16 protein-coding genes and 1 other RNA gene are annotated in these 21,345 nt (G+C 66.9%); 6 read left to right on the top strand and 11 right to left on the bottom strand.

Annotated elements, in window-relative coordinates:
* Positions 1 to 3: 3 nt before the first annotated feature.
* Genes bioD through bioB form a run of 5 tightly spaced genes read right to left on the bottom strand, consistent with a single transcriptional unit; the run spans position 4 to position 4,776 of the window.
* Complete coding sequence (gene bioD / locus QZX93_RS25440) at positions 4 to 726, bottom strand: dethiobiotin synthase (RefSeq protein WP_295387538.1); 723 nt, start codon at positions 724 to 726, stop codon at positions 4 to 6.
* On the bottom strand, positions 723 to 1,601 hold the full coding sequence (gene bioC / locus QZX93_RS25435) for a malonyl-ACP O-methyltransferase BioC (protein WP_295387541.1): 879 nt from the start codon (positions 1,599 to 1,601) through the stop codon (positions 723 to 725). Before bioC ends, bioD begins: the two co-directional genes overlap by 4 nt.
* Positions 1,602 to 1,617: 16 nt before the next feature.
* Complete coding sequence (gene bioH / locus QZX93_RS25430) at positions 1,618 to 2,529, bottom strand: pimeloyl-ACP methyl ester esterase BioH (RefSeq protein ID WP_295387545.1); 912 nt, start codon at positions 2,527 to 2,529, stop codon at positions 1,618 to 1,620.
* Positions 2,526 to 3,728, bottom strand: coding sequence for an 8-amino-7-oxononanoate synthase (bioF, locus tag QZX93_RS25425; RefSeq protein WP_295387549.1), 1,203 nt, complete (start codon positions 3,726 to 3,728; stop codon positions 2,526 to 2,528). Before bioF ends, bioH begins: the two co-directional genes overlap by 4 nt.
* 37 nt (positions 3,729 to 3,765) lie before the next feature.
* Positions 3,766 to 4,776 carry a biotin synthase BioB gene (gene bioB, locus QZX93_RS25420; protein ID WP_295387590.1) on the bottom strand — a complete coding sequence of 337 codons (1,011 nt, stop codon included), beginning with the start codon at positions 4,774 to 4,776 and terminating at the stop codon, positions 3,766 to 3,768.
* 207 nt (positions 4,777 to 4,983) lie between these two features.
* Between bioB and QZX93_RS25415 the strand changes: the two genes are divergently transcribed.
* Positions 4,984 to 5,460, top strand: coding sequence for an SRPBCC family protein (locus QZX93_RS25415; protein WP_295387552.1), 477 nt, complete (start codon positions 4,984 to 4,986; stop codon positions 5,458 to 5,460).
* Positions 5,461 to 5,481: 21 nt separating this feature from the next.
* Here the strand turns inward: QZX93_RS25415 and QZX93_RS25410 are convergent, their stop codons facing one another.
* Entirely contained in the window at positions 5,482 to 5,922 is a 441-nt protein-coding gene (locus QZX93_RS25410) for a hypothetical protein (protein WP_295387555.1), read from the bottom strand.
* Positions 5,923 to 5,963: 41 nt separating this feature from the next.
* Positions 5,964 to 7,736, bottom strand: a complete 1,773-nt coding sequence (locus tag QZX93_RS25405; RefSeq protein WP_295387558.1) for a GGDEF domain-containing phosphodiesterase — start codon at positions 7,734 to 7,736, stop codon at positions 5,964 to 5,966.
* A 611-nt stretch (positions 7,737 to 8,347) separates the two neighbouring features.
* On the opposite strand from QZX93_RS25405, the gene QZX93_RS25400 reads away from it, so the two are divergent.
* The 4 genes from QZX93_RS25400 (at position 8,348) to QZX93_RS25385 (ending at position 13,296) form a co-directional block, all read left to right on the top strand.
* Positions 8,348 to 9,928: a glucan biosynthesis protein gene (locus tag QZX93_RS25400; RefSeq protein ID WP_295387560.1), complete on the top strand. Its 1,581-nt coding sequence runs from the start codon at positions 8,348 to 8,350 to the stop codon at positions 9,926 to 9,928.
* On the top strand, positions 9,913 to 10,467 hold the full coding sequence (locus QZX93_RS25395) for a hypothetical protein (protein WP_295387562.1): 555 nt from the start codon (positions 9,913 to 9,915) through the stop codon (positions 10,465 to 10,467). The genes QZX93_RS25400 and QZX93_RS25395 overlap by 16 nt, the downstream gene beginning before the upstream one ends.
* Positions 10,464 to 12,563, top strand: coding sequence for a glucans biosynthesis glucosyltransferase MdoH (mdoH, locus tag QZX93_RS25390; RefSeq protein WP_295387565.1), 2,100 nt, complete (start codon positions 10,464 to 10,466; stop codon positions 12,561 to 12,563). Before QZX93_RS25395 ends, mdoH begins: the two co-directional genes overlap by 4 nt.
* Before the next feature lie 118 nt (positions 12,564 to 12,681).
* On the top strand, positions 12,682 to 13,296 hold the full coding sequence (locus QZX93_RS25385) for a DUF4337 domain-containing protein (RefSeq protein WP_295387569.1): 615 nt from the start codon (positions 12,682 to 12,684) through the stop codon (positions 13,294 to 13,296).
* Between the two features lie 238 nt (positions 13,297 to 13,534).
* Here the strand turns inward: QZX93_RS25385 and QZX93_RS25380 are convergent, their stop codons facing one another.
* The 3 genes from QZX93_RS25380 to ssrA all read right to left on the bottom strand — a co-directional run bounded on the left by QZX93_RS25380 (position 13,535) and on the right by ssrA (position 17,670).
* On the bottom strand, positions 13,535 to 15,811 hold the full coding sequence (locus QZX93_RS25380) for a patatin-like phospholipase family protein (protein ID WP_295387571.1): 2,277 nt from the start codon (positions 15,809 to 15,811) through the stop codon (positions 13,535 to 13,537).
* Positions 15,812 to 16,051: 240 nt separating this feature from the next.
* Positions 16,052 to 16,690 (bottom strand): SprT family zinc-dependent metalloprotease, encoded by a 639-nt coding sequence (locus tag QZX93_RS25375; protein WP_295387574.1) that lies wholly within the window; start codon positions 16,688 to 16,690, stop codon positions 16,052 to 16,054.
* A 643-nt stretch (positions 16,691 to 17,333) separates the two neighbouring features.
* Positions 17,334 to 17,670: a transfer-messenger RNA gene (gene ssrA, locus QZX93_RS25370) on the bottom strand.
* 155 nt (positions 17,671 to 17,825) lie between these two features.
* Between ssrA and QZX93_RS25365 the strand changes: the two genes are divergently transcribed.
* A complete protein-coding gene (locus tag QZX93_RS25365; protein WP_295387581.1) occupies positions 17,826 to 19,307 on the top strand; it encodes a type VI secretion system contractile sheath large subunit in 1,482 nt (493 codons plus the stop codon).
* A 197-nt stretch (positions 19,308 to 19,504) separates the two neighbouring features.
* Here QZX93_RS25365 and QZX93_RS25360 read toward each other — a convergent pair whose 3' ends face one another.
* Positions 19,505 to 21,115, bottom strand: coding sequence for an MFS transporter (locus tag QZX93_RS25360; protein WP_295387585.1), 1,611 nt, complete (start codon positions 21,113 to 21,115; stop codon positions 19,505 to 19,507).
* Positions 21,116 to 21,345: the final 230 nt, after the last annotated feature.

The raw sequence follows: 21,345 nt of genomic DNA, 5'->3' as shown, positions 1-21,345 counted from the left end.
GGTTCACTCCTGATGGTTACCCGATGAAGCTAGACCCGACCGGGCTAAACTGTCAAGCCACAAAGGAAGACGCAGCAATCTGGCCAAGCACTCCGGCGTGGGGTGCTCAAGCGACGGGATGACGCCCAAACAGGGCGCCTCGATCAGCTCGCCCAGGGTCGCGAGGTTCTCCTCTCCCGCCTGCATCCCCGGGTCGATACCGTTGCCGATCCAACCGGCGAGGGTGCAGCCCCGCGCGCGGATGGACTCGGCGGTGAGTAGTGCGTGATTGATGCAGCCGAGCTTGAGGCGGACCACCAGGATGACCGGCAGGTCGAGTACACCGGGGAGGTCGCTGCCCGAGAGCCGCGGACTCAGTGGCACGCGCCAGCCGCCCACACCCTCCACCACCAACCGGTCGCACTGGGCGGCCAGGGCGCGGTAGGCGCGGGCGATGGGCTCGGCCGTGATTTCGATCCCGGCCTGGCGCGCCGCGATATGGGGGGCGATGGGCGGCGCGAAGGCGTACGGGTTGATCAACTCATAGGGCGCCGCGTGGCTGCCCTGGCCTTGTAGGCGCAGGGCGTCGGCATTGCGCAGGCCGCTGGGGCTCAAGTCGCAGCCGGAGGCGACCGGTTTCATACCCAGCACCCGCTCGCCGCGCGCCTGCCAGGCGGCCATCAGTCCCAGGCTGACGGTGGTCTTGCCGCAGTCCGTATCGGTGCCGGTGATGAAGACGCCGCTCATGCCCCGCGACCCCGCGTCCCGGCCCGGCCGATGGCGCTGATGGGTACGCCAATCCCCTCGGCCACCGGCTTCTGCTCCGGCGCCCAGGCGTGTCCATAGACCACTTCGTAGCTGGCGGGCAGGCGCCCGTCGTCTTGGCGCTCCAGTTCATAGGCGGCCTGCACGGCGGCCAGCCGGCGCGGGCCGGTGAGTCCGCGGGGGCGCTGCCCGGTCGCGTTGTGGGCGCCGATGCCCTTGAGGTCGGCCATCAGTTCGGTGAGTTGCATGTAGATGATGGTCAGGCGCTCCATGTCCATCACCGGGTCGGCGAAGTGCGCCCGCACCAGGGCATCCCCCACATCGTGCATGTCCGGGAAGGGGCTGACGTGGCTGTAGCCGTCGACCGTGGACCAGGCCAGGCGCAGCTCCTTGAGGGTGTCCGGGCCGAAGGTGGTGAACATCAGGAGCCCGCCGGGGCGCAGGACCCGCAGGCACTCGGTGAACGCCAGGTCCAGGTCGTTACACCATTGGAAGGCGGCGTTGGAGACGATGAGGTCCACGGACCCGTCGGCCAGCGGCAGTTGCTCGGCCTCACCGCACAGGCACAGTGGGTGGCGCCACCAGCGGCCGCGGCGCCGCGCCTGGAGCAACATGGCGTGGGCAAAGTCGAGCGCGATCACCCGCGCCTTGCGGTAACGCCGCTGGAGTGCATCGATCGCGTAGCCGGTGCCGGCGCCCAGGTCCAGGATGCGCCGCGGTTCCAGGCGCACATAGTCCAGCCGCTCCAGGAGCCGGTCGGCGATCTCGCGTTGCAGCAGGGCCGCCGCGTCATAGCCCGGGGCGGCGCGCTCGAAGGCGCGACGGGCGCGGGCCTTGTCGATGGGCAGTTCCTTCATGCTCGGACCAGCGGTTTCACGCGGGGCCGTCCTGACCTGGCGACTTGGGGGCCATGTCGATGCGATCGATCATCCAGGAACGGCCGGATTCCTGTTCATGCGGGTCGGGCGCGGGCGGCTGATCCAGTTCGGCCAGGAAGGCGCGGACGGCCGCCGCGGTCTCCTGCGGGTGGGACACGAAGGGGGCGTGGGCGGCGCCGGCGATGACCTGGGTCTGCGCCCGTGCCATCAGGCACTCGACACGCTCGCCGACGGCCGGCGGGACCAGGGTGTCGTGGCTCCCGAAGAGCCAGAGCGCGGGGCAGCGGATGTCCGGCAGGGGGCCGCGCAGGTCTTCGTCGCGCAGCAGGTCCAACCCCAGCGACAGGGCGGCCGGGTCGGGTGCGGGACGCAGGGCCAGTTCTTGGCGCAGGGTGCGCAGCACCTCCAGGGCCTGGTCGCTGCCACGGGTTTGGAGCGCCAGAAAGCGCGCCAGGGTCCCGGCCGGGTTCGCCAACAGACCGTCGTGAAACTCGGCCAGGGTCGCCTCGGGCATGGCCGGCGTCCAGTCCTCGGCGCGCACGAAGCGCGGCGTGGCGGTCATCAGGATCAGCCCGCGCACCCGTTTGGGCGCACGCAGGGCCGCGGCCAGCGCGACCATGCCACCCAGGGACCAGCCGAGCCAGACGGCGCGCTCCGGTGCGGCGGCCAGACAGGCATCCGCCCAGCGCCACAGGGCGCCCGGACCTGGACCCAGGGTAGGCGGGAAGGGGCTTTCGCCGTGACCGGGTAGTTCGATCCGGTGCTGGGTGAACCCCGGCGCCAGGTCCGCGGGCAGTCCATCCCAGACGGCTGAGTTCATGCCCCAGCCGTGCAGCAGGACCAGGTCTGCACCGGCGGGCGCGTCGAGACCGAGCAGGTCGGCCAGGGTGTTGCGTGGTTCGTTCATGGGGCTTGGTCTCGGGGTAGGGTGGCCAGGGCGGCGAGCAGTCGCTCCACGTCCGCCTCGGTATGGGCCGCGCTCAAGGTCATGCGTAACCGTGCGGTGCCGGCCGGGACCGTGGGCGGGCGGATGGCGGTGACCAGGATGCCGGCGCGCTCCAGTGCCTGGCTCCAGGCGAGTGCGTTCTCGTTGCTGCCGGCGGTGAGCGGTTGGATGGGGGTCGGTGAGTCTGCCAAGGGCAGGCCGAGCTGCGCGGCGCCGGCACGAAAGCGCCCGATGAGCGTTTTGAGGTGTTCCCGCCGCCAGTCTTCCCGGCGCGCCAGGGCCAGGCTCACCCGGGTGGCCTCCGCCAGGGCCGGCGGGGTCGCGGTGGTGTAGATATAGGGACGGGCGCGCTGGATCAGGGTCTCGATCAGTGCCTGCGACCCGGCGACGAAGGCGCCGAAGGTGCCTAACGCCTTGCCCAGGGTACCCATCAGGATCAGCGCGTCGCCAGGTAGGGTCCGCTGTGCGGGCCGCGCGGTGTCCAGCAGGCCGAAGTGCTCCAGGCTGCCGCGCCCCTCCCGGCCCAGGACCCCCAGGCCGTGGGCGTCGTCCACCAGCAGCCAGGCGCCGGTCTGGCGGGCTATCAAGGCCAGGGCGGGCAGGGGGGCCAGGTCGCCGTCCATGCTGAAGACACCGTCGGTGGCGATGAGGCAGGGCGCACTGGGATGACGGTCTGCCACCAGGTGGGCAAGCTCGGCCGCATCGGCATGGGGATAGCGGCGCAGGGTGGCGCGCGAGAGCACGGCGGCGTCGAGCAGCGAGGCATGGTTCAGCCGGTCCTGAAACACCGTGTCGCCGCGCCCGGCGAGCGCCGAGATCGCCCCCAGATTGGCCATGTAGCCGGTGGAGAAGAGGAGCGCCCGCGGTTGCCCGGTAAACTCCGCCAGTTCCTCTTCCAGTGCCTGGTGGGCGGCACTATGGCCGTTGACCAGATGGGCGGAGCCGCTGCCCACGCCCCAGCGGTCCGCGCCGCGCTGCAGGGCGGCGATCACCTGCGGGTGGTTGGCGAGGCCCAGATAGTCATTGCTGCAGAAATTGAGCATGGGCCGGCCGTCGCTGCGGCCCTGTGGCTGCTGCGGGCCGTCCTGGACGCGTCGCCGACGATAGAGCCCCGCGGTGCGGCGACGCTCCAGGTCGGCGGTTAAGTCGTTCGGGGTCATGAATGCAGCGCCGGACGTTCGGTCCGCACAGCGGACCCTACGACGCCTGGGTCCGGTGGCAGCCACCCGGTTCCTGGCGCTCCGGCTCGAACGCCTCGAAGGTGAGCCCTAGGCGGTCGAACAGTGCCCGGTCGCGCTCGGCCCCGGTGTTGGGGGTGGTGAGCAGTTGCTCGCCATAGAAGACCGAATTGGCCCCGGCGAAATAGCACAGTGCCTGGAGCTCGTCGCTCATCTGTTCGCGCCCGGCGGAGAGCCGGACATGGGACTGCGGCATCATGCAACGGGCGGTGGCCACGGTGCGGACGAACTCCAGCGGGTCCAGCGACGCCGTACCGAAGAGCGGCGTGCCCTCCACCTGCACCAACAGGTTGATGGGGACCGACTCGGGGTGGGCCGGCAGGTTGGCGAGCTGGCACAGCAGTGAGGCGCGGTCGCGGCGCGACTCGCCCATCCCCAGGATGCCGCCGCTACAGGTCTTGAGCCCCGCCGCGCGCACGTGCTCCAGGGTCGCCAGCCGATCCCGATAGGTGCGGGTGCTGATGACCTGGCCGTAGAACTCGGGTGAGGTGTCCAGGTTGTGGTTGTAGTAGTCGAGCCCGGCCGCCTTGAGCCGTAGGGCCTGGGCGGCGGTCAGCATCCCCAGGGTCACGCAGCTCTCCAGTCCCAGAGCGTGGACCGCCTCGATCATCGCGATGACCTGCTCCAGGTTCTTGTCGGTGGGGTTGCGCCAGGCCGCGCCCATGCAGAAGCGGGTGGCGCCCTGGGCCTTGGCGGCGGTGGCGGCCGCGACGACGGCGGCCAGGGGCAGCAGCGGCTCGGGCTTGAGTTCAGTGTCATGCTGCGCGCTCTGTGAGCAGTAGCCGCAATCCTCCGGGCAGGCCCCGGTCTTGATGCTCAGGAGGGTGCTGACCTGGACCCGGTTGGGTGCGAAGTGTGCGCGATGGGTGGTCTGCGCCTGGAGCAGCAGGTCGTTGAAGGGCAGGTCGAGCAGGGCCACGACCGCCTCAATGGTCCAGTCGTGGCGGGGCAGGGGATGGGTCTCGGGCATGGGTCGATCCGGGTCGGGGGCTGGTGCGGGAGTCGCCGGGGCGTGCTTGGCCCCGGGGCGCTCGCCCCCGCGTGAATAGCCGAACATCCTAGCGCCCTGGGGGGCATTGTCAACCGCTGGGCTCGGCGCTGGTTGACGGTGGGCTTTCGTCCCGGGCCCGGGGCTGGTAGTCTCAGGGCTGTCGCCATCCGATTTGAGCCCTTACCCGTGATCAGCTCCCATGCCCACATCCTGATCGAGCGACCCGTCGAGGCGGTGTTCGCGTTCGTCGCCCAGGATTTTTTTGTGAACTACCGCCGTTGGTCGCCTGAGATCGAACACCTGGAGGTGTTCGACCCCGGACCCATCCGGCTGGGCAGCACGGCGCGCCAGGTGCGGGTGGATCACGGCCGACGGACTGACACCACCTTCGAGGTTATCGCCCTGGAGCCGTTGCGGCACCTGGCGTTCGAGGAGCGCGACAGGCAGCGTTATCGCATCCGCTATGTGTTCGCGCCGGCTGGCCCAGTCGCGCTCGGCGGCGGGGCCGCATCCGGGCGGGTCGCACCCCATACCCGTCTCGACTTCGCCTGCGAGTTGAAGCCACTGGGTCTGATGCTGCGCCCCTTCGAGCCGCTGGTCCGCGCCGCGATTCAGGACGGCGCCGAGCAGGCCGTACGGCGCATCAAGCGGCTGATGGAGTAGCGGCTCCCAGCGCCCCGGGCGCTACTGGCCCTTGAGCGTCTCGCGTGCCCGGTCGACGAACTCACGCCCCTGTCGTTGCATCGCCCGCATGACCAACTGCGCCAGGTTCGCACCGGTGAGGGTGCGCCCGTTGAGGACCATCTTCGACGGGGAGGTGGCGTAGGCCTCGATCGGATTGGCCAGTGTCAGCGCCGTATCGTCCAGCCCGGCATGTTTGTAATGGCAGGCCGCCTGCTGGTCGCCGGCGGCGGTGGCGAAGCGCACTGTCACTACGGCGTCCTCATGGCCGTGGAGCTGCACCCGGCTGCCCTGCCAGGTGGGTGTCGAGCCCAGTTCCACCCTGACCATGTCCTTGCACAGGGCGAGTCGCACGTCTTCGCGGGGGTTGTTGGAACAACCGACGGCAGCGGCAGCGGCCATCAGCATGGCGCAGATTGAGGATCGGCGGGGGCCTTGAGTCATTTGTGTCACCGTGAAAGTCGCGCCGGGAGCGCGCTCCAAGCCTATAGTTCCAGCCCAGCCCAGCGGGCCAGCAGTACCCCGAGGGCCGCGGCGTCCATCGGCGGGCAGAGTAGATAGCCCTGGGCGAACCGACAGCCGACCGCCTCCAGGACCTGGGACTGGATCTCGCGCTCCACCCCCATGGCCAGCACCTCCAGTCCCAGGTCTCGACCCAAACCAATGAGCGCGCGGATGATCGCCTCCTCGCGCGGGCCGCGGCCGATGTCGCGGATAAATGAGCCATGGATCTTGAGCCGATCGATGGGGATGCGATTGAGCCGGCCCAGCGCGCTGGACCCGGTGCCGAAGTCGTCCACTACCAGGCGCACGCCCAGGGCGCGCAGGTCGCTCAGGGCCGTGATCACGCGCGGATTGTGGCCCATGATCACCGACTCGGTGACCTCGAGATCCAGGTCGCCGGGTGCCAGCCCGGTCTCCTCCAGGACGCGGCGCAGCGTGGGTAACAGGGTGGCCCGTTCGAGTTGCTGGCCCGCGACATTGATCGCCATCCCGGGGATGTGTAGCCCGCTGGCCCGCCAGGCGGCCAACTGCCGGCACGCCATGCCCAGGACCCAATCGCCCAGCTCGCTGATCAGCCCCAGTCGCTCGGCGACCGGGATGAAACGCGCGGGTGGGATGGCGCCCAACTCCGGATGGGTCCAGCGCAGCAGGGCCTCCACCCCCCACAGGGCGCCGCTGGTGAGGTCGATCTGGGGTTGATAATGCACCGCCAGTTCGCCGCGGGCCAGGGCACCGCGCAACGCGACCTCCAGTGCGTGCTGGCCCTGGATGGCGGCGGTCATCTCGGGGCTGTGGAACTGGTAGCGACCGCGTCCCCGCTGTTTGGCCCGGTACATGGCGAGATCGGCGCTCTGCAACAGGGTTTCCGCGTCGCTGCCATCGGTGGGGTAGAGGGCGATGCCGATACTGGCCGAGACGTGGATGTTGTTGGCCTCGATGGCGATCGGTGCGGTGAGTTCTTGCAGACAGGATTCCGCCGCGGCTGCCGCCCCGGAGGCATCGATGTTGCCATCCAGGAGGACCAGGAACTCGTCCCCGCCGTGTCTGGCTAGGGTGTCGGTGCCGCGCAGGCGTTCGGTCAAACGTGTACCCACCGCGGCCAGCACGCGGTCTCCCACCGCATGGCCCAAGGTGTCGTTGATCGTCTTGAATCCGTCCAGATCGAGCAACAGCAGGGCCAGGTGCCCGCCGTCGCGGCGCGTGCGCCGAATGGCATGCGCCAGCCGGTCCTCGAGCAGGGAGCGGTTCGGTAGTCCGGTCAGGGCGTCGTGGTGGGCGAGGAAGTCCAGGCGCTGCTGCGCCCGCTTGCGGTCGGTGATGTCCTGCACCGTCCCGTAGAGGGCGGTCGGTCGGCCCGCCGGGTCGCATTCCACATGGCCCAAGGCTTGCAGGTGGCATTGGGTGCCGTCGGGGCGCAGGATACGCAGTTCGTGCGCGTACGGGGTGCCGTCGGCCAGTGCGCGGGCGAGATCGGCCTCATAGACCGGGCGATCGTCGGGGTGGATCAGGTCGGGGTCGGTCTCCGGCGCCGGGGGCGCCCCGGTGGGGTCGAGCCCGAGGATGGCATAGACCTGGGGCGACCAGTGAAGTTGACCGCTGCCGACCTCCAGACGCCAGTCGCCCAGGCGGGCCAGGCGCTGTGCCTCGAGCAACCGTGCATTGGCCTGGTGCAAGTCGGGCGGCGCTGCGCCCCCGCCGCCCGGTAAGGGGGCGTCGGCAGCAGTGGCGGCGGGGGTCTGATGATCCGGAGACATAGAGTGCGCTTGCGGTGACATCGTGAGTAGCGGCGGGCGCGGGTCGGCGGTGGACTCGTGTCGGCCAACTCCCAGTCGACAGGGGTTAGGGAAAGTCCTGAACATCCTCTGTATGATGGGTCTGCGGCGGGAGCGCCAGATCGCCGGGATGGCGGGTCGCTCACCCTGCGGCACCGGCGCGACAGAGTTCGTTCATGCACTGGTCGGGGGGCGGATGTTCCCCCAGCGACTTGATCGGCTGGCAGCTTAACGCGAGTGTCGGTCCACAACCAGAGTTTTCAGCCGCTGGCGGGCCGGCCGGACGAGGCCTAGTTGGCCCGGCCGCGGCGGCAATTTTGCAAATAGCGTGTTAAGGGCCGTGCGTGAACCCTAGGCACTGCCATACAATCCACTTTTCCGCAGGGCGCCTTGGTGGCACCGGGGGTGGCGCGGGCGTGGCCGCCAGAGCGGCGGCAGGCCGGCCCGCCAGCGGTCGGGATGCGCCACCCCGGGGGTAGCCGGCCCCCAGCCCCAGTGACTAGAGCTCGCGGCCGGCCGTGCGCGACCCGACCCATGACCACCACCACCCTGATTCCACTTGCGCAACCCTGAATAACAGGTGATTCCCTACTATGATCCCGAGACGTTTCGGACTCCTTCCCCTGTGCGCAGCCCTCTCACTTGCCGCGCTGACCGCCGACCCCTGGAACCTGGCCGAGGCCGGACCCTCTGCCCGCAGCGCCGAGCAGGGTGTGCCCGGTCACTTTACCTTCGCCTCCGTGGTGCGCCGCGCCGGGGACCTGGCCGCCGCGCCCTATCAGCCGGATCAGCCCGCGCTACCCGCCTTCTTTGCCGGCCTGGACTACGATCAGTACCGCGACATCCGCTTCCGGCGCGATCAGTCGATCTGGCGATCCGAATCCCTGCCGTTCCAGGTCGAACTCTTCCCGCGCGGCGGGATGTTCAAGGACCGGGTCACGATCAACCTGATCGAAGGCGGGAAGGCCGTCCCGGTGCCCTTTAAGAGCAGTCTGTACAACTATGGCAAGAACGACGTGCCGGCGGACCTGGCGAACACGCCGGAGGACCTGGGATTTGCCGGGGTGCGGTTGCTCTATCCGCTCAATCGCGACGACGTATTCGACGAATTGGCGGTCTTTCTGGGCGCGAGCTATTTCCGCGCGGTGCCCCAGGGTCTCAACTATGGACTCAGCGCACGCGGGCTCGCCATCGACACCGGGCTCGCGAGCAAGGAGGAGTTCCCGAACTTTCGTGAGTTCTGGCTGGAGAAGCCAGACCGGGATGCGACTTCAATTACCATCTATGCCTTGCTGGACAGTCCCAGCGTGGCCGGTGCCTATCGCTTTCTCATCACCCCGGGGCTGGAGACGGTCATCGATGTGAAGGCGCAACTGTTCTTCCGGGAGCGGGTCAAGAAGCTTGGCCTGGCGCCGCTCACCAGTATGTTCTTTCATGCCGAGGATACCGACCGCTTCATGGACGACTTCCGCCCCGAGGTCCATGACTCGGACGGGCTGCTCATCGAGACCGGCACCGGGGAGCGCATCTGGCGCCCACTGGTCAATCCCAAAGGCTTGCGCATTAGCGACTTCCGTGCCGACAGCGCGCGCGCCTTCGGTCTGCTGCAACGCGACCGCGACTTTAACAACTATCAGGACCTGGAGGCCCACTACCAGAAACGCCCGAGTGCCCTGGTGGAGCCGATCGGCGACTGGGGCAAGGGTGTGGTCGAGGTGGTGGAGATCCCGAGCGACTCCGAGCGCTATGACAATATCGCAGCATTCTGGGTGCCGGAGCGTGCGCCCGCGATCGGCAAGCCCTTCGAATACAACTACCGCCTGCGTATTGCCGCCGATCCGGAGGCCAAATTGACCGGCGGTCGTACCCTGTCGACGCGCATCGGCGCTGGCGGGACCGTGGTACTGGATTCCAATAAGCGTAAGTTCGTGGTCGATTTTGGGGGGCCGACCCTGGCCAGTCTGCCGCCCGAGACCCCAGTGGAGGCGGTGGTGACCAGCTCCTCCGGGACCTTGTCCAAGTCAATCGTTCAGCCCAATCCGGAGACCAATGGCTGGCGCCTGTTCTTTGAGCTGACCCCCGATGGTGGCGTCCCGGTGGACCTGCGCGCCTATTTGCGCAATGGCAATGACGTGCTGAGTGAGACCTGGAGCTTCAAATGGATTCGCGAATGATGGGGGCGGCCCCGGCGATCGGCGGCGGCCAGGGCGGCGATCTCTGGGCGGGCGTGGCGGGGCGGGTAACCGACTATCTGCGCGCCCTGGGGATCGAGGACCAGTTGCACCTGGAGCGGTTGGCCGCGCGTATTCGCCAGCGCCTGGAGACCCGCGCCGCCGCGGTGCCGCTGGAAGACCCGCTGGAGGCCGCCATCGAGGAGGCCTACGGCGCGCTCGATGCCTGGTTGTGTGCCGAGTTGGGGATCGAAGGGGACCGTTCTGCACTCTTCACGGCCCGCGCGGCCGTGTTGAGCGGCGCCGTGCCGCATTGGGCGGCGCGCTTCGCCGGCGTCTCCGGGGAGTCGCGTGCCGCGGCCATCCAGGCCGCCGTCGTGCAGGCGCTTCCCCCCGACGCGCCCCTCGCCATGGTGCCGAACACCATCGATCTATTCTGGCGCCGCGTGGGTCATGCCATTGCCGCGGCCCTGCGGCACCTGCTCGGTATGTTACCGGCCGATGCTGCGGCGGCCGCTTCGCATCAGGGGCGCCCGCAATGAGCAGTGACGCACTGACTGGAGTACGCGGGCACCAATTGCGCCGCATCCTCTTTTTCTCGCTGGTGCTGCTCACCACGCTCGGCGCATTGAGTCTGTTGAGCGTTGCCTTCCAGGATGGCGGGACCCAGCCGCTCGAGCTGGTGATGCTCATCCTCTATGCGATCCTGACCCTGTGGATCAGCGCCTCCTTCTGGACCGCGACCATCGGGTTTGCCATCCTGCTGACCGGGCGCGACCGCTATGCCATCGCCACCGCGGACACCCGCGATCCGGCCAAGGACGCGCCGAGCGCTCCGTTCAAGACGGCGCTCGTGATGCCGGTCTACAATGAGGACCCGGTGCGGGTCTTTGCCGGGCTGCGGGCCGTCTGGCAGTCATTAGCGGAGACCGGCCAACAGGAGGGTTTCGAGGTCTTCGTGGTGAGCGACACCCGCGATCCGGATATCTGGGTGCAGGAGGAGTTGCTGTGGCGCCAATGGGCGATGGAGCTCGGCACGCCGGCCCGGCTGTTCTACCGCAACCGGGTGGAGAATACCAGCCGTAAGAGCGGCAACATCGCGGACTTCTGCCGCAATTGGGGCGGGCGCTATCGCTATATGATCGTGCTCGACGCCGACAGCATCATGTCCGGTGAGACCTTGGTCGAGATGGTGGCGCGCATGGAGCGCAATCCCGGCGTGGCCCTGATCCAGGTGCCCCCGGTGCCGGTGAACCGCGCCTCATTCTTTGCGCGCATGATCCAGTTCGCCGGTAGCCTGTATGGGCGGATGTTTACCGCCGGGCTCTCCTATTGGCAGCTCGGCACCAGCAACTTCTGGGGTCACAATGCCATCATCCGGGTCAAGCCCTTCGCCCAGCATTGCGGGCTACCCAAGCTGCCGGGGCGCGAACCCTTCGGCGGGGAGATCCTGAGTCATGACTTTGTGGAGGCGGCACTGCTGCGTCGCGCCGGCTGGGGGGTCTGGTTGGCCTATGACCTGGGCGGCAGTTTCGAGGAGATCCCGCCCACCCTGATCGACTATGCCAAGCGTGACCGCCGTTGGTGCCAGGGCAATCTCCAGCACAGCCGCCTGGTCTTGGCGCGTGGATTCAAGCCATTAAATCGGCTGCACTTGGTCATGGGCGTGATGTCCTATATGGCGTCCCCCCTGTGGCTCATCTTTCTGGTGATTACCGGTATTGCCGCTTATTTGCAGAGTTTGGTGGAGCCAGTCTATTTCTTCGGCAACAATTTCCTGCCGGTCTGGCCCGAGACCTTTACGGTCGAGATGACCACGGTATTGTGGGTGACGCTCGCCATGCTCTTCCTGCCCAAGCTCCTGGCCCTGGTCCTGCTGGCCGCCAAGCGCAAGCTGCGTCCGCAATTCGGCGGCCTGGTGCGGGCGACCTTCAGCGTCCTGCTGGAGAGCCTGTTCTCGGTGTTGCTGGCACCCGTGCTGATGCTGTTCCAAAGCAAGTTCGTGGCCGCGATCCTGTTGCGCCAGAACGTGGGCTGGCCGGCCCAACAGCGTGGCGACCATCAGACCGGATTCGCCGAGGCCTTCGGTACCCATCTCTCACATACCCTGATCGCCGCGGTGGTCGGCTTCCTGAGCTATCGCTATGTGCCCGCGTTCTTCTGGTGGTTCACCCCGGTGCTGGCGGGCCTCGCGCTGGCGATCCCGGTGTCGATGCTCACCAGCCGGGTATGGCTCGGTCAATTGGCCCGGCGTGCCGGTATCTTTCTGACCCCGGAAGAGACGACTCAGCCGCGGGTGTTGCAATTGCTGGAGCAGAACCTGGCGGCCGCCGAATCATCGGCCTGCGACTCGGCAACCGGGGACGATCTATGGTATCAGGCGGTGGTCAATCCCTGCGCCTATTCGCTGCACGCCTCATTGCTGCCGGACGAGACGCCCAATCGTCGTCGCCGCCATTACCTGGAAGGCCTGATCTTTCAACTCCAGGACGATGGCGCTCATACCCTGAAGGCGGCGGAAAAACGCGCGCTGGTGTCGCATCGCGACGGTCTGTATGAATTGCACACCCTGCTGTGGGCGGGGGCGCGTGCCCCGCGGGTGGGACGCCCGGCCGCGGTGCCGAACGAGGGGGGCTGACGCGCTCCCCGCTCGGCGCTCAACTCGCGGTCATCGTTGGCGTCGGGCGGGCTATTGTATGTGGCGGCCCTGCCCCAATGTTGTGGGGCCATCTCCCACTTAGCCCAAAACGAAAGCAATGGAAATCCTGGAAGCGCACGAAAAAATTCACGAGGCCGGTCATGGCCATGGTCATCATGCCGAACATGGCGTTCCGAGCGCTAATACGAAACACATCGCGGTACTGATCAGCTTGTTGGCGGCCTTACTGGCGATCACCGACACCGCGGGCAAGAGCGCCCAGAATACCTCGGTGACCGCCAATATCGAGGCGGCCAATCTGTGGAGCTTCTTTCAGGCCAAGTCGATCCGCATGACCGTCATGCAGGTGCAGGCCGATGCGCTGATGCTCAATCCGCCCGCTGCCGGATCGGAGCAGGCGCAGGCCGTCGAGAAGCAAATCCAGAGATGGAAGGCCACCGCGGCCCGTTACGACTCGGAGCCCGAAACGGGTGAAGGACGCAAGGAGTTGTCGCAAAAGGCCAAGGCCGCCGAGCAACGGCGCGATAAGTCGCTGGCCGCCTATCACCTGTTTGAATACGGTGCCGCCGCCTTGCAGTTGGCCATCGTGTTATCCTCCGCGGCAGTCGTCACCGGGGCCATGCTCTTGGCCTGGTTGTCCGGCGGCTTGGGTCTCATCGGCGCCGGCTTCGGCCTATTGGGCTGGTTTGGCCCAACCTTGTTGCACCTATAAGCCCGGAAAGAGTCATTGTCCGCAAATGAACGCAAAAGACGCAAATTAAGATTAGATTCTGAGCCTCAGCCCCGTGATAGCCTGCGAGGTGAACCGGCTGCCTGGCTCAGACTCCTGATTATTTGCGTTCATTTGCGTTCATTTGCGGACGAATCTTCCTGTTAATCCCGTCTACTTTTATATGCCAAGCGCAGGTTTGAATCGCTTTGCGATGTGGGTTTCGTCGTATTCGTGGCATCTAGGGTCGGCCGAACATGATATAGGTCGTGGTCGACCCGTTCCCCGCGATCCCCAGTGCCAGATAGGCGGGACCCAGCCAGGTATCGGCCCCGAGGAAGAGGCTGCTGCCGAAACGGGTTCCGGGCTGGGTCCATCCCGGGTCGGTACGCTCCAGCCGGCCGACCTCCAGTGAGCCGCCGAGATAGATGCCGCGACCCAGCGGCGGCGTCAGGCTGGCAATCTTGCGGGCATAGACGAGCGAGCCGAAGGCGAAGCGGTTGGCACGGAATTGGTCGGTGGAATAGCCGGACAATTTCAGAAAGCCGCCCAGCGTGAATTGGTCGTAATAGGGCATCGCATTGCCGATGGTCGTGCCGGCCATGACTCGCGTGCTGAGTGTGTTGGGCCCGCGGCTATAGGCCGCGGTCCAGCGCCCTGACACCCGGTTAAAACTCAGATCCGCCCCCATGGCGCGCTGGGGCGACACTGCATCGAATAACACGCGGTTCCCGTGTCGGGGGAAATAGGCGCTGTCCAGGGTGTCATAGACGAAGCTGCCGCGCAGTCCGTTCTCGTTACTGGTCCCCTCCGGGAGTTTAGAGGTGCCGGTGTCGCGTCGGACGACCACGGTGTTCAGGATCGCGCCCAGGCGCAGTTGCGCGTTCGACCCGAATAGCTTCGTGCCCCAGTCCAGCCCGAGCGCGCTGCGGGTCACATCATAGCGTGCGACGCGGGAGTCCCGCGCAAAGACACTGAGCGGGGCGCTCAGGATGTCGGCGCTCGGCAGGATAAAGGCCGGCCCGGCGAGTGAGAGTGGCTGATAGAACTCGCTATAGAGGTCAAGCGTGCTGCCAAGCTGGGCGGTGGTATACCACTCGGCCCCGAGTCGATTGACCCAGGTGCGGCGATAGGTCCCACGCACGCCGATAGCGATGTCGCCCTCGAAATCGGTCGAGATCCCGGCCCCGAAGGTGAGATAACCGGGTCCCCAGGGCTTCTCGCGGGCATTGACGATCAGGCGGTTGGCGTCCTCGGGCGCGTCTCCCGGGCGTCCCGGGCGAGGCTCCAGATGATAATTGATGTTGGCAAAGTCGCCCTGGCCATAGATCGCGGAGATGTCCGAGTCCAATTGTCGGCGCGCCAACGGCCGGCCCTCCTGGTGTACAATCAGTGGATTGAAGACGGCGGGGTTGACGCGGTGCAGTCCAACGACTTTCACCTCAGTGATAGGGACGGTATCAGGCGCCGGGTGCCGACGGCTCGCCTGCCAGGCGGCCCAGTCCGCCGGACTCAGGCTCAGGTGCCGCAGGCGCGATGCGGCGGCATGGCCGGCGGCGACCCCGATACGGATGGCATCGGCGGCGCGATTGAAGTCGGTGGAGCTGATATCGCCCAGGTCGGGTGAGATCAAGATGTCATTGGGGCCGAGTGTCTTGAGCGAGCGATCGACATTCTGCTGGGTGAGGATCGCCACCATCTGACCGAGCACCCCGACCACCGAACTCAATTGTTCCGGCGGCAGATAGGAACTCCCCAGGTTGACCGCGATCACCAGGTCCACACCCAGGCCGCGCGCCACATCAATAGGGAGGTTACGCACCAGCCCGCCATCCACATAGGCATGGTGGTCGATCCGCACCGGGGCGAAGACCCCGGGTACCGACATGCTGGCTCGCATTGCCTCCGGCAGGGCGCCGGAGTCGAAGACCTTCATGGTGCCGTTCTCCAGGTTGGTGGCGACGGCGCGGAATGGGATCGGCAGGTCGTCGAAGCGGCGCACGCCATCGGCGTTCTTCACCAGATTGCTGAAAAACAGCTCGACCTTCTGTCCGGCCAGGGCGCCCTGGGGCAACTGAAACAGGTCGCTTAAGAAGGCCCCGGGCGGTTGCTTGGCGAGCCCATCCTTGGGTACACGCAGCTTGTCGGCATTGACCCCGATGCTGAAGTCGAATGAGGGTTGCAGGTCCTGCTCCTTGCGGCGGATGGGCCAATCCGCCCGCGGCGGGTCGTCGACGAACAGTTGGTTCCAGTCCGCGGAGCTCAGGTGCTGCTGCATCTGCGCCGGGCTTAGGCCGCTGGCATAGGTCCCGCCGACCAGGGCGCCCATGCTGGTACCCACCACCACGCTGATCGGGATGCGCAGTTCTTCCAGCACCTTGAGCACACCCACATGGGCCGCCCCGCGCGCCCCGCCGCCACTCAACACCAGGCCGATGCGGGGGCCGGGCGTGGCGCCCGCAATGGCATTGGGCAGGGTGTAGCAGCACAGCAACAACAGCATGATCAGGCGGCGCATCAGCGGTACTCCAGTGCGCGGGACATAAGCCAAGAAAAAGCAGTTAAGCCGCAAATGAACGCAAAGAAACGCAAAATATGAAAATGGGCTATTGGTTTCTCTGAAGTAAGCTCGGCTTACCTGCCGGGTGGATTGTCTGCTCCAGCGAACAACGGGTAACCCCTTATATTGATTTGCGTTCGTTTGCGTTCATTTGCGGCTAAATCCTATTTGTATTTTCACGGTGAAGCCTCTACCCCTTCAGATCCCCTCAACCTCGATTCCGTGTTCAGCCAGCCAGGTCTTGCGCTGGACATAATCGGGCATGGCGCGCTCGACGCGCAGCCAGAACGCGGCTGTGTGGTGCGGCTCGTGCAGGTGGGCGATCTCATGCACCACCACATATTCAGCAATGCGCGTCGGCAGCAAGATCGCCTTCCAGTGAAAATACAGCCAGTCGCCCTTGCCGCAAGAGCCCCAACGGTAGCCCAGGTCTTGTACCTTCACCCCGGCAGGTGTGACTTCCATACGCGACTGATAGTCGGCGACACGGCCGGCTAGCCAGGCGCGTGCATGTGTACTGTACCAGCGGATGAAGTGCGCGCGTGCATCAGGCAAGGCATCGCGGCGCAGGGCAAAACGACCGTTCGCGAGCCGCAGCGGCACCGCCTGTTCATCGACCAACTTCAGTCGATGGCTGCGCCCCAGATACAGAAGGCCCTCGCCGTCCACGAATTGCTTATGTGGTACTTGCCGGTGCAGTCGGTCCTTCTCGGCCAGCTTGGTATAGATCCAGAAGCGCTTCTCCAGCACGAACCACCATACCTGTCTCCAGGTCGGACAAGCAGTCGCCCGCCTGCTGGGGGCGGTGGTGGCACATCCGCGTATTGACCGGCTCATCTTAGCCGAATCCGAGCATGTACCATAGGACTTACGGGTTCAAACCGTGTCGCCGACTGAGTCGGATGCCAGACGCGGCGAGGGAAACGGCTTACAGCGCGTTCGGCCTGTCGGTTTAGCGCTCCCTGCGGCAGCGCCGGGCTCGATCGCGAAGAATGCCGCGACTTGCCGGTTGTCCCGCTTGTGTTTGCGCAGCAGCGAGACGGTGCCCTCGCCGTCGATCGGTCCGGCGATGTAGGCGGCGTCGACTGGGCTGAGTTCGTTGACTTCGCGTTAGTCGCTCATGGGTTTTTTGCGCGCAAAAAAAAAGGGCCTTGGATGTGACTCCAAGGCCCGCTGATGGTGGAGGCGGCGGGACAGTGATTCCCCATCTTTCGATAGGGCCTGGACTATACCTTCATCCGGTCCGGTGACGACCCGGTGGTCCGGATGCGGGGCGTGTTATCCGCGTTAACCGCGGATCCTAGTGGCCGCTCGACCGTTATCCGGTTCAGCGACTCTATGAGTCTCTACAGGGCAGGCCTGAGGTTGGCCCTCTTCCTACCCCTCGGGGTTGCCATGCCGGTCTTGAGCCGGCTTGAGGGTTCTCCGATGTGAGCCCCGTTTTCACTTTGCCCTTACGAGCAAAGGCGACCGATTGTGTTGATCGAACCCGCGTCCGCAAGCCCTCTGCCGTTGGTACTACATGCTTAGCCCGTTCTACTTTTTTTAGCCTTCCCGCGCCCGAAGGGCAGGGCGCACGGTCGGCGATTCCAAATTTGGGGTTTTAGCGGATCAGGTCTGGACTCCCGTCACCGCGATCCTATGTGTTGTTACCCCCGGAACCCGATGCCCACAGGCAAACATCGGTCGGAGGCCCGCTGGGATTAAGCAGCGAGGGCGTAGTTGTCGTCGTTGGCAACTAGAATTTGCAGACGGTTTAACGAGGTACCTGCACCTCGGCATGCACCTAAGGTTTCGCGACCCACGTCGAAACCAAGTCGCCCCCAAGTGTCTGGGGCACTATAGGCCCTGCGGGGCTCCGGGGCAAGGGGAGAGACTTGCTTTCATTGGCGGCGCAACGACGCCAACTAGGTTGACGTGCGTGCGCGCCATCGCCACCATGACCGCCACCCGACTCGCCCCGGAGACCGGAATGAAAAAGCCACACATGCAGTTCGATTTCAGCTTCTCCAACGCGTCCGGCGCGCGTCCACGCGACGAAACCGATCCGTTTCGCATCCTGGTGCTCGGCCGCTTTGGCGGCGCCGCCGTGCCCTTGGCGCAGCGCACGCCGATCGGGGTCGACATCGACAACTTCGAACAGATCTTCGCGCGCCTGGCGCCGCGCCTCGAACTGGTGCTGGACGGCACGCCCCTGACGATCGAGTTCGGCTCACCCGACGACTTTCACCCCGACCGCTTGTTCGAGCGCCTGGCGCCCTTCGTTGCGCTGCGTCGACTGCGCACCGAGCTCGCCGACCCGGCGCAGTTTAGTCGGGCGGCGGCGGCCCTGGGTGGTACACCGGCGGCGGCGCCCGACCCCGTCGGCCCCGCGAGTGTGGAGGGTGCGGACGATCTCGAACGCCTGTTGGGGCGCGCACCGAGCACGCCCCCGGCGGCGGCCGCCGGGGGCGCCGACCTGACGGCTTGGCTGCACGCCATGGTCTCCCCGCACGTGGTGCCGGACATCGGCCACGAGCAGCGTGTACTGCTCGCCGCGGTGGACGAGGCGATTGCCGAACAGATGCGGCGCGTGCTGCACGACCCGGCCTTTCAGGCGCTGGAGTCCCTTTGGCGCGGGGTGGAGCGCCTGGTGCGCGAGCTGGACCTCGGTGAGACGCTGCACCTGTCCCTGCTCGATGTGACGCGCGACGAACTGGCGCAGGACCTGGCGACGCACGGGGCGGACCTGGCGCGTTCCGTGCTCCACGGTCATCTGTGCGGACCCCGGACCACGGCGCCCGATGGCCAGCCCTGGTCGCTCTTGGTGACCGATCTCGACTTCGGTGCCGATCTCGATGAGTTGCAACTGCTCGCCGTGCTGGGGGCCATGGCCGGGCGTGCCGGCGCGCCGCTGCTGGCCGCGGCCCGGCCGTCTCTGCTCGGCTGCGCCACGGTCGAGCGGTTAGGCGATCCGCCCACCTGGCAGCCGCTGGAGGCCGCCACCTTGGACTTCTGGCAGGCGTTGCGCCAAAGCCCGGTCGCGCCCTGGATTGGGCTGGCCGCCCCGCGCATCCTCGTGCGGCTGCCCTATGGTAAGGACAGCGACCCGATCGGTGCATTCGCCTTCGAGGAGCTGGCGGTGCGCGAGCACGCGGACTATCTGTGGGGTAGCCCGGCGCTCGCACTCGCGTTGTTGGCGGGGCAGGCCTTTATGGAGTCCGGTTGGGAGCTGGACCTGGAGACCGGTCGCGACCTGGGCGACCTGCCCAGCCACATCTATCGCGACGAGGGCGCGGCGCAGCAGCAGCCCTGTGCCGAGATTGCGATGGGCGAGGCGGCGGGCGCGGCCGTGCTGCGGGCGGGCGTCATGCCGCTCTTGAGTTACCGCAACCGCAACGCCGCGCGCCTGCTGCGCTGGCAGTCGATCGCCGACCCGGCGCGGGTGCTGGCGGGGGCTTGGGCGGGGGCATAGCCTGGATTTCTCAAGAGTCTCACGCCAAGGCGCCAAGATCGCCAAGAAAGCAGTCGATTAGGGGGCGTTGGTCCGCCCAGCGGACCCTACGGGCGCAGCACAAGCCGTAGGGTTCGCGGTGCGAACCGATGGCCCCTTGGCGTGCTTGGCGCCTTGGCGTGAGCTATTCGGGTTAGTCGCCTGTCCCACCGGGCGGCTCAACCGCCAGTGCTGCCAACCGGCGGCGCCAGCAGGTGCCGCACCGCGGGGGGTTGGTCGCCGCGGTGCAGGGCGTGGATGCGCGCCTGGAGCAACCGGTCGGTGCCGGCCACCCGCTCGTGGTGGCGCAGGTGGGCGAGCCAGGAGCCCTCGACGAAATATTCCACATAGAGGCCGGGTGCGGCGGCGTCCTCCATGATCCACCACTGGATGACCCCGAGTCGGCGCCGCGACTGGGCCAGTTGCGCCATCAGGGCCAGGAAGGCGGGGGTGTCGGAGGGGTCGATGCGGTATTCGATGGCCGTCATCACCGGCCCCCGATCCTGCGGCCGGTCGAGCAAGATCAGCGGCGGGGGCCAGTGCATCGAGGGCGCCACGTCCGGCACATCGCCTTCACCCACCCGCACCCGCCAGGTGAGCGCTACGCCGAGTAGTGCGCCGACGGCGGCGATCAGCAGGGCCTCGTCGACCCCGAGCACGGAGGCGGTCTTACCCCAGATGACCGAGCCCAGGGCCATGCTGCCGAAAAAGAGCGTCAGAAAGATCGACAGTCCCCGGGCGCGCACCCAATTGGGCAGCGCTAATTGGGCCGAGACCTGGAGCGTAGACAGCACGAAGAGCCAGGAGATACCGCCGAGCAGCGAGGCCAGCGCGGCCGCCGTGGGATTGGCGATCAGGGAGAAGACGGCGAGCACCAGGGCGGTGCCCAGGCTGCCGGCGACCACGGTGCCATGGCCCCCCAGCCGCGGCTTGACGTGCGGCAGCAAGAGTGCGCCCAGCACCGCACCGACCCCCACGCAACCCATGAGTAAACCATAGAGCCGGGCGCCGCCCCCGAGCGAGTCCTTGGCGATGATCGGCAGGAGCGCCCAGTAGGCGCTGGCGAACAGGAAAAAGGCGATCCCCCGCACCAGGGTCGCACGTAGCGGCGCGCTGTGCAGGGCAAAGCGCAGCCCGTTGCGCATGGCCTCGCCGAGGCCCTCTGCCGGCAGGGTCGAGTGGGTCGCGCCGGTGGGCCGCCACCAGGCCAGCGCCGCGGCGATGACGAGGAAACTCAGTGCATTGACGGCGAAGGGGGCGACAAATCCAAGCTCGACGATCAGCACCCCCGCCAGCGCCGGGCCAATGGCGCGGCTGACATTGATCCCCATGGAGTTCAGTGCGATGGCCTGACCCAGGGCCGGGCGCGGCACCAGTTGCGGGACGATCGCGAGCCAGGCCGGGGAGATAAAGGAGGCGCCCATGCCCAGCAGGAAGGTGCAGAACAGGAGCGCCCGGGTATCGATCCGCCCGGTCGCGACCAGGGCCGCCAGGGTGGCCGCCACCAGGGCCATCAGCGCATTCACCGCGAGCAGCAGCCGGCGGCGGTCGAAGATGTCGGCGAGCGCCCCGGACGGCAGCGCCAGCAGGAAGGCCGGGGCCATGGTCGCCACCTGCACCAGGGCCACCATCAAGGGGTCGGGGGCCAGGGTGGTCATCAGCCAACTCGCGCCCACGGTGTTCATGCCGGTGCCGATGTTGGAGATGACCGTAGCCGTCCACAAGACGGTGAAGGCGCGGTAGCTGAAGGGGGACCAGGCGGAGGGGAGGTCGGCGGATCGGGTGGCCATGATTGCGTTGGGTGTCGGGTGGCGGCGCTTGGAGAACCGTTGGCACCCTGTCACCAAACCGGCGTGCCGTCAACGTCGACGGGTGCCGTCCCCAGGGCGGAACCGTTCTAGCCAGGACTCTCTGTTGCAACCGGCGGTTGTCCGCAACACTGGACAACGCCAGGTGGCCCGGGTATAAAGCACGTCGGTCCCCTTACTGTCCGAGGCCCCGTGCGTGAACCTTCGTGAGG

The organism is uncultured Thiodictyon sp. (assembly GCF_903946935.1).
Lineage (GTDB): Bacteria > Pseudomonadota > Gammaproteobacteria > Chromatiales > Chromatiaceae > Thiodictyon.
The sequence above is the reverse complement of the archived record's forward strand: the minus strand, read 5'-3'. Positions and strand labels throughout refer to the sequence as shown.

What these genes read in the sequence shown, in the direction of transcription:
- bioD (WP_295387538.1), bottom strand. Translation starts at nt 726, where the DNA reads ATGAGCGGCGTCTTCATCACCGGCACCGATACGGACTGCGGCAAGACC.
- bioC (WP_295387541.1), bottom strand. Translation starts at nt 1,601, where the DNA reads ATGAAGGAACTGCCCATCGACAAGGCCCGCGCCCGTCGCGCCTTCGAG.
- bioH (WP_295387545.1), bottom strand. Translation starts at nt 2,529, where the DNA reads ATGAACGAACCACGCAACACCCTGGCCGACCTGCTCGGTCTCGACGCG.
- bioF (WP_295387549.1), bottom strand. Translation starts at nt 3,728, where the DNA reads ATGACCCCGAACGACTTAACCGCCGACCTGGAGCGTCGCCGCACCGCG.
- bioB (WP_295387590.1), bottom strand. Translation starts at nt 4,776, where the DNA reads ATGCCCGAGACCCATCCCCTGCCCCGCCACGACTGGACCATTGAGGCG.
- QZX93_RS25410 (WP_295387555.1), bottom strand. Translation starts at nt 5,922, where the DNA reads ATGACTCAAGGCCCCCGCCGATCCTCAATCTGCGCCATGCTGATGGCC.
- QZX93_RS25405 (WP_295387558.1), bottom strand. Translation starts at nt 7,736, where the DNA reads ATGTCTCCGGATCATCAGACCCCCGCCGCCACTGCTGCCGACGCCCCC.
- QZX93_RS25400 (WP_295387560.1), top strand. Translation starts at nt 8,348, where the DNA reads ATGATCCCGAGACGTTTCGGACTCCTTCCCCTGTGCGCAGCCCTCTCA.
- QZX93_RS25395 (WP_295387562.1), top strand. Translation starts at nt 9,913, where the DNA reads ATGGATTCGCGAATGATGGGGGCGGCCCCGGCGATCGGCGGCGGCCAG.
- mdoH (WP_295387565.1), top strand. Translation starts at nt 10,464, where the DNA reads ATGAGCAGTGACGCACTGACTGGAGTACGCGGGCACCAATTGCGCCGC.
- QZX93_RS25385 (WP_295387569.1), top strand. Translation starts at nt 12,682, where the DNA reads ATGGAAATCCTGGAAGCGCACGAAAAAATTCACGAGGCCGGTCATGGC.
- QZX93_RS25380 (WP_295387571.1), bottom strand. Translation starts at nt 15,811, where the DNA reads ATGCGCCGCCTGATCATGCTGTTGTTGCTGTGCTGCTACACCCTGCCC.
- QZX93_RS25375 (WP_295387574.1), bottom strand. Translation starts at nt 16,690, where the DNA reads ATGAGCCGGTCAATACGCGGATGTGCCACCACCGCCCCCAGCAGGCGG.
- QZX93_RS25365 (WP_295387581.1), top strand. Translation starts at nt 17,826, where the DNA reads ATGAAAAAGCCACACATGCAGTTCGATTTCAGCTTCTCCAACGCGTCC.
- QZX93_RS25360 (WP_295387585.1), bottom strand. Translation starts at nt 21,115, where the DNA reads ATGGCCACCCGATCCGCCGACCTCCCCTCCGCCTGGTCCCCCTTCAGC.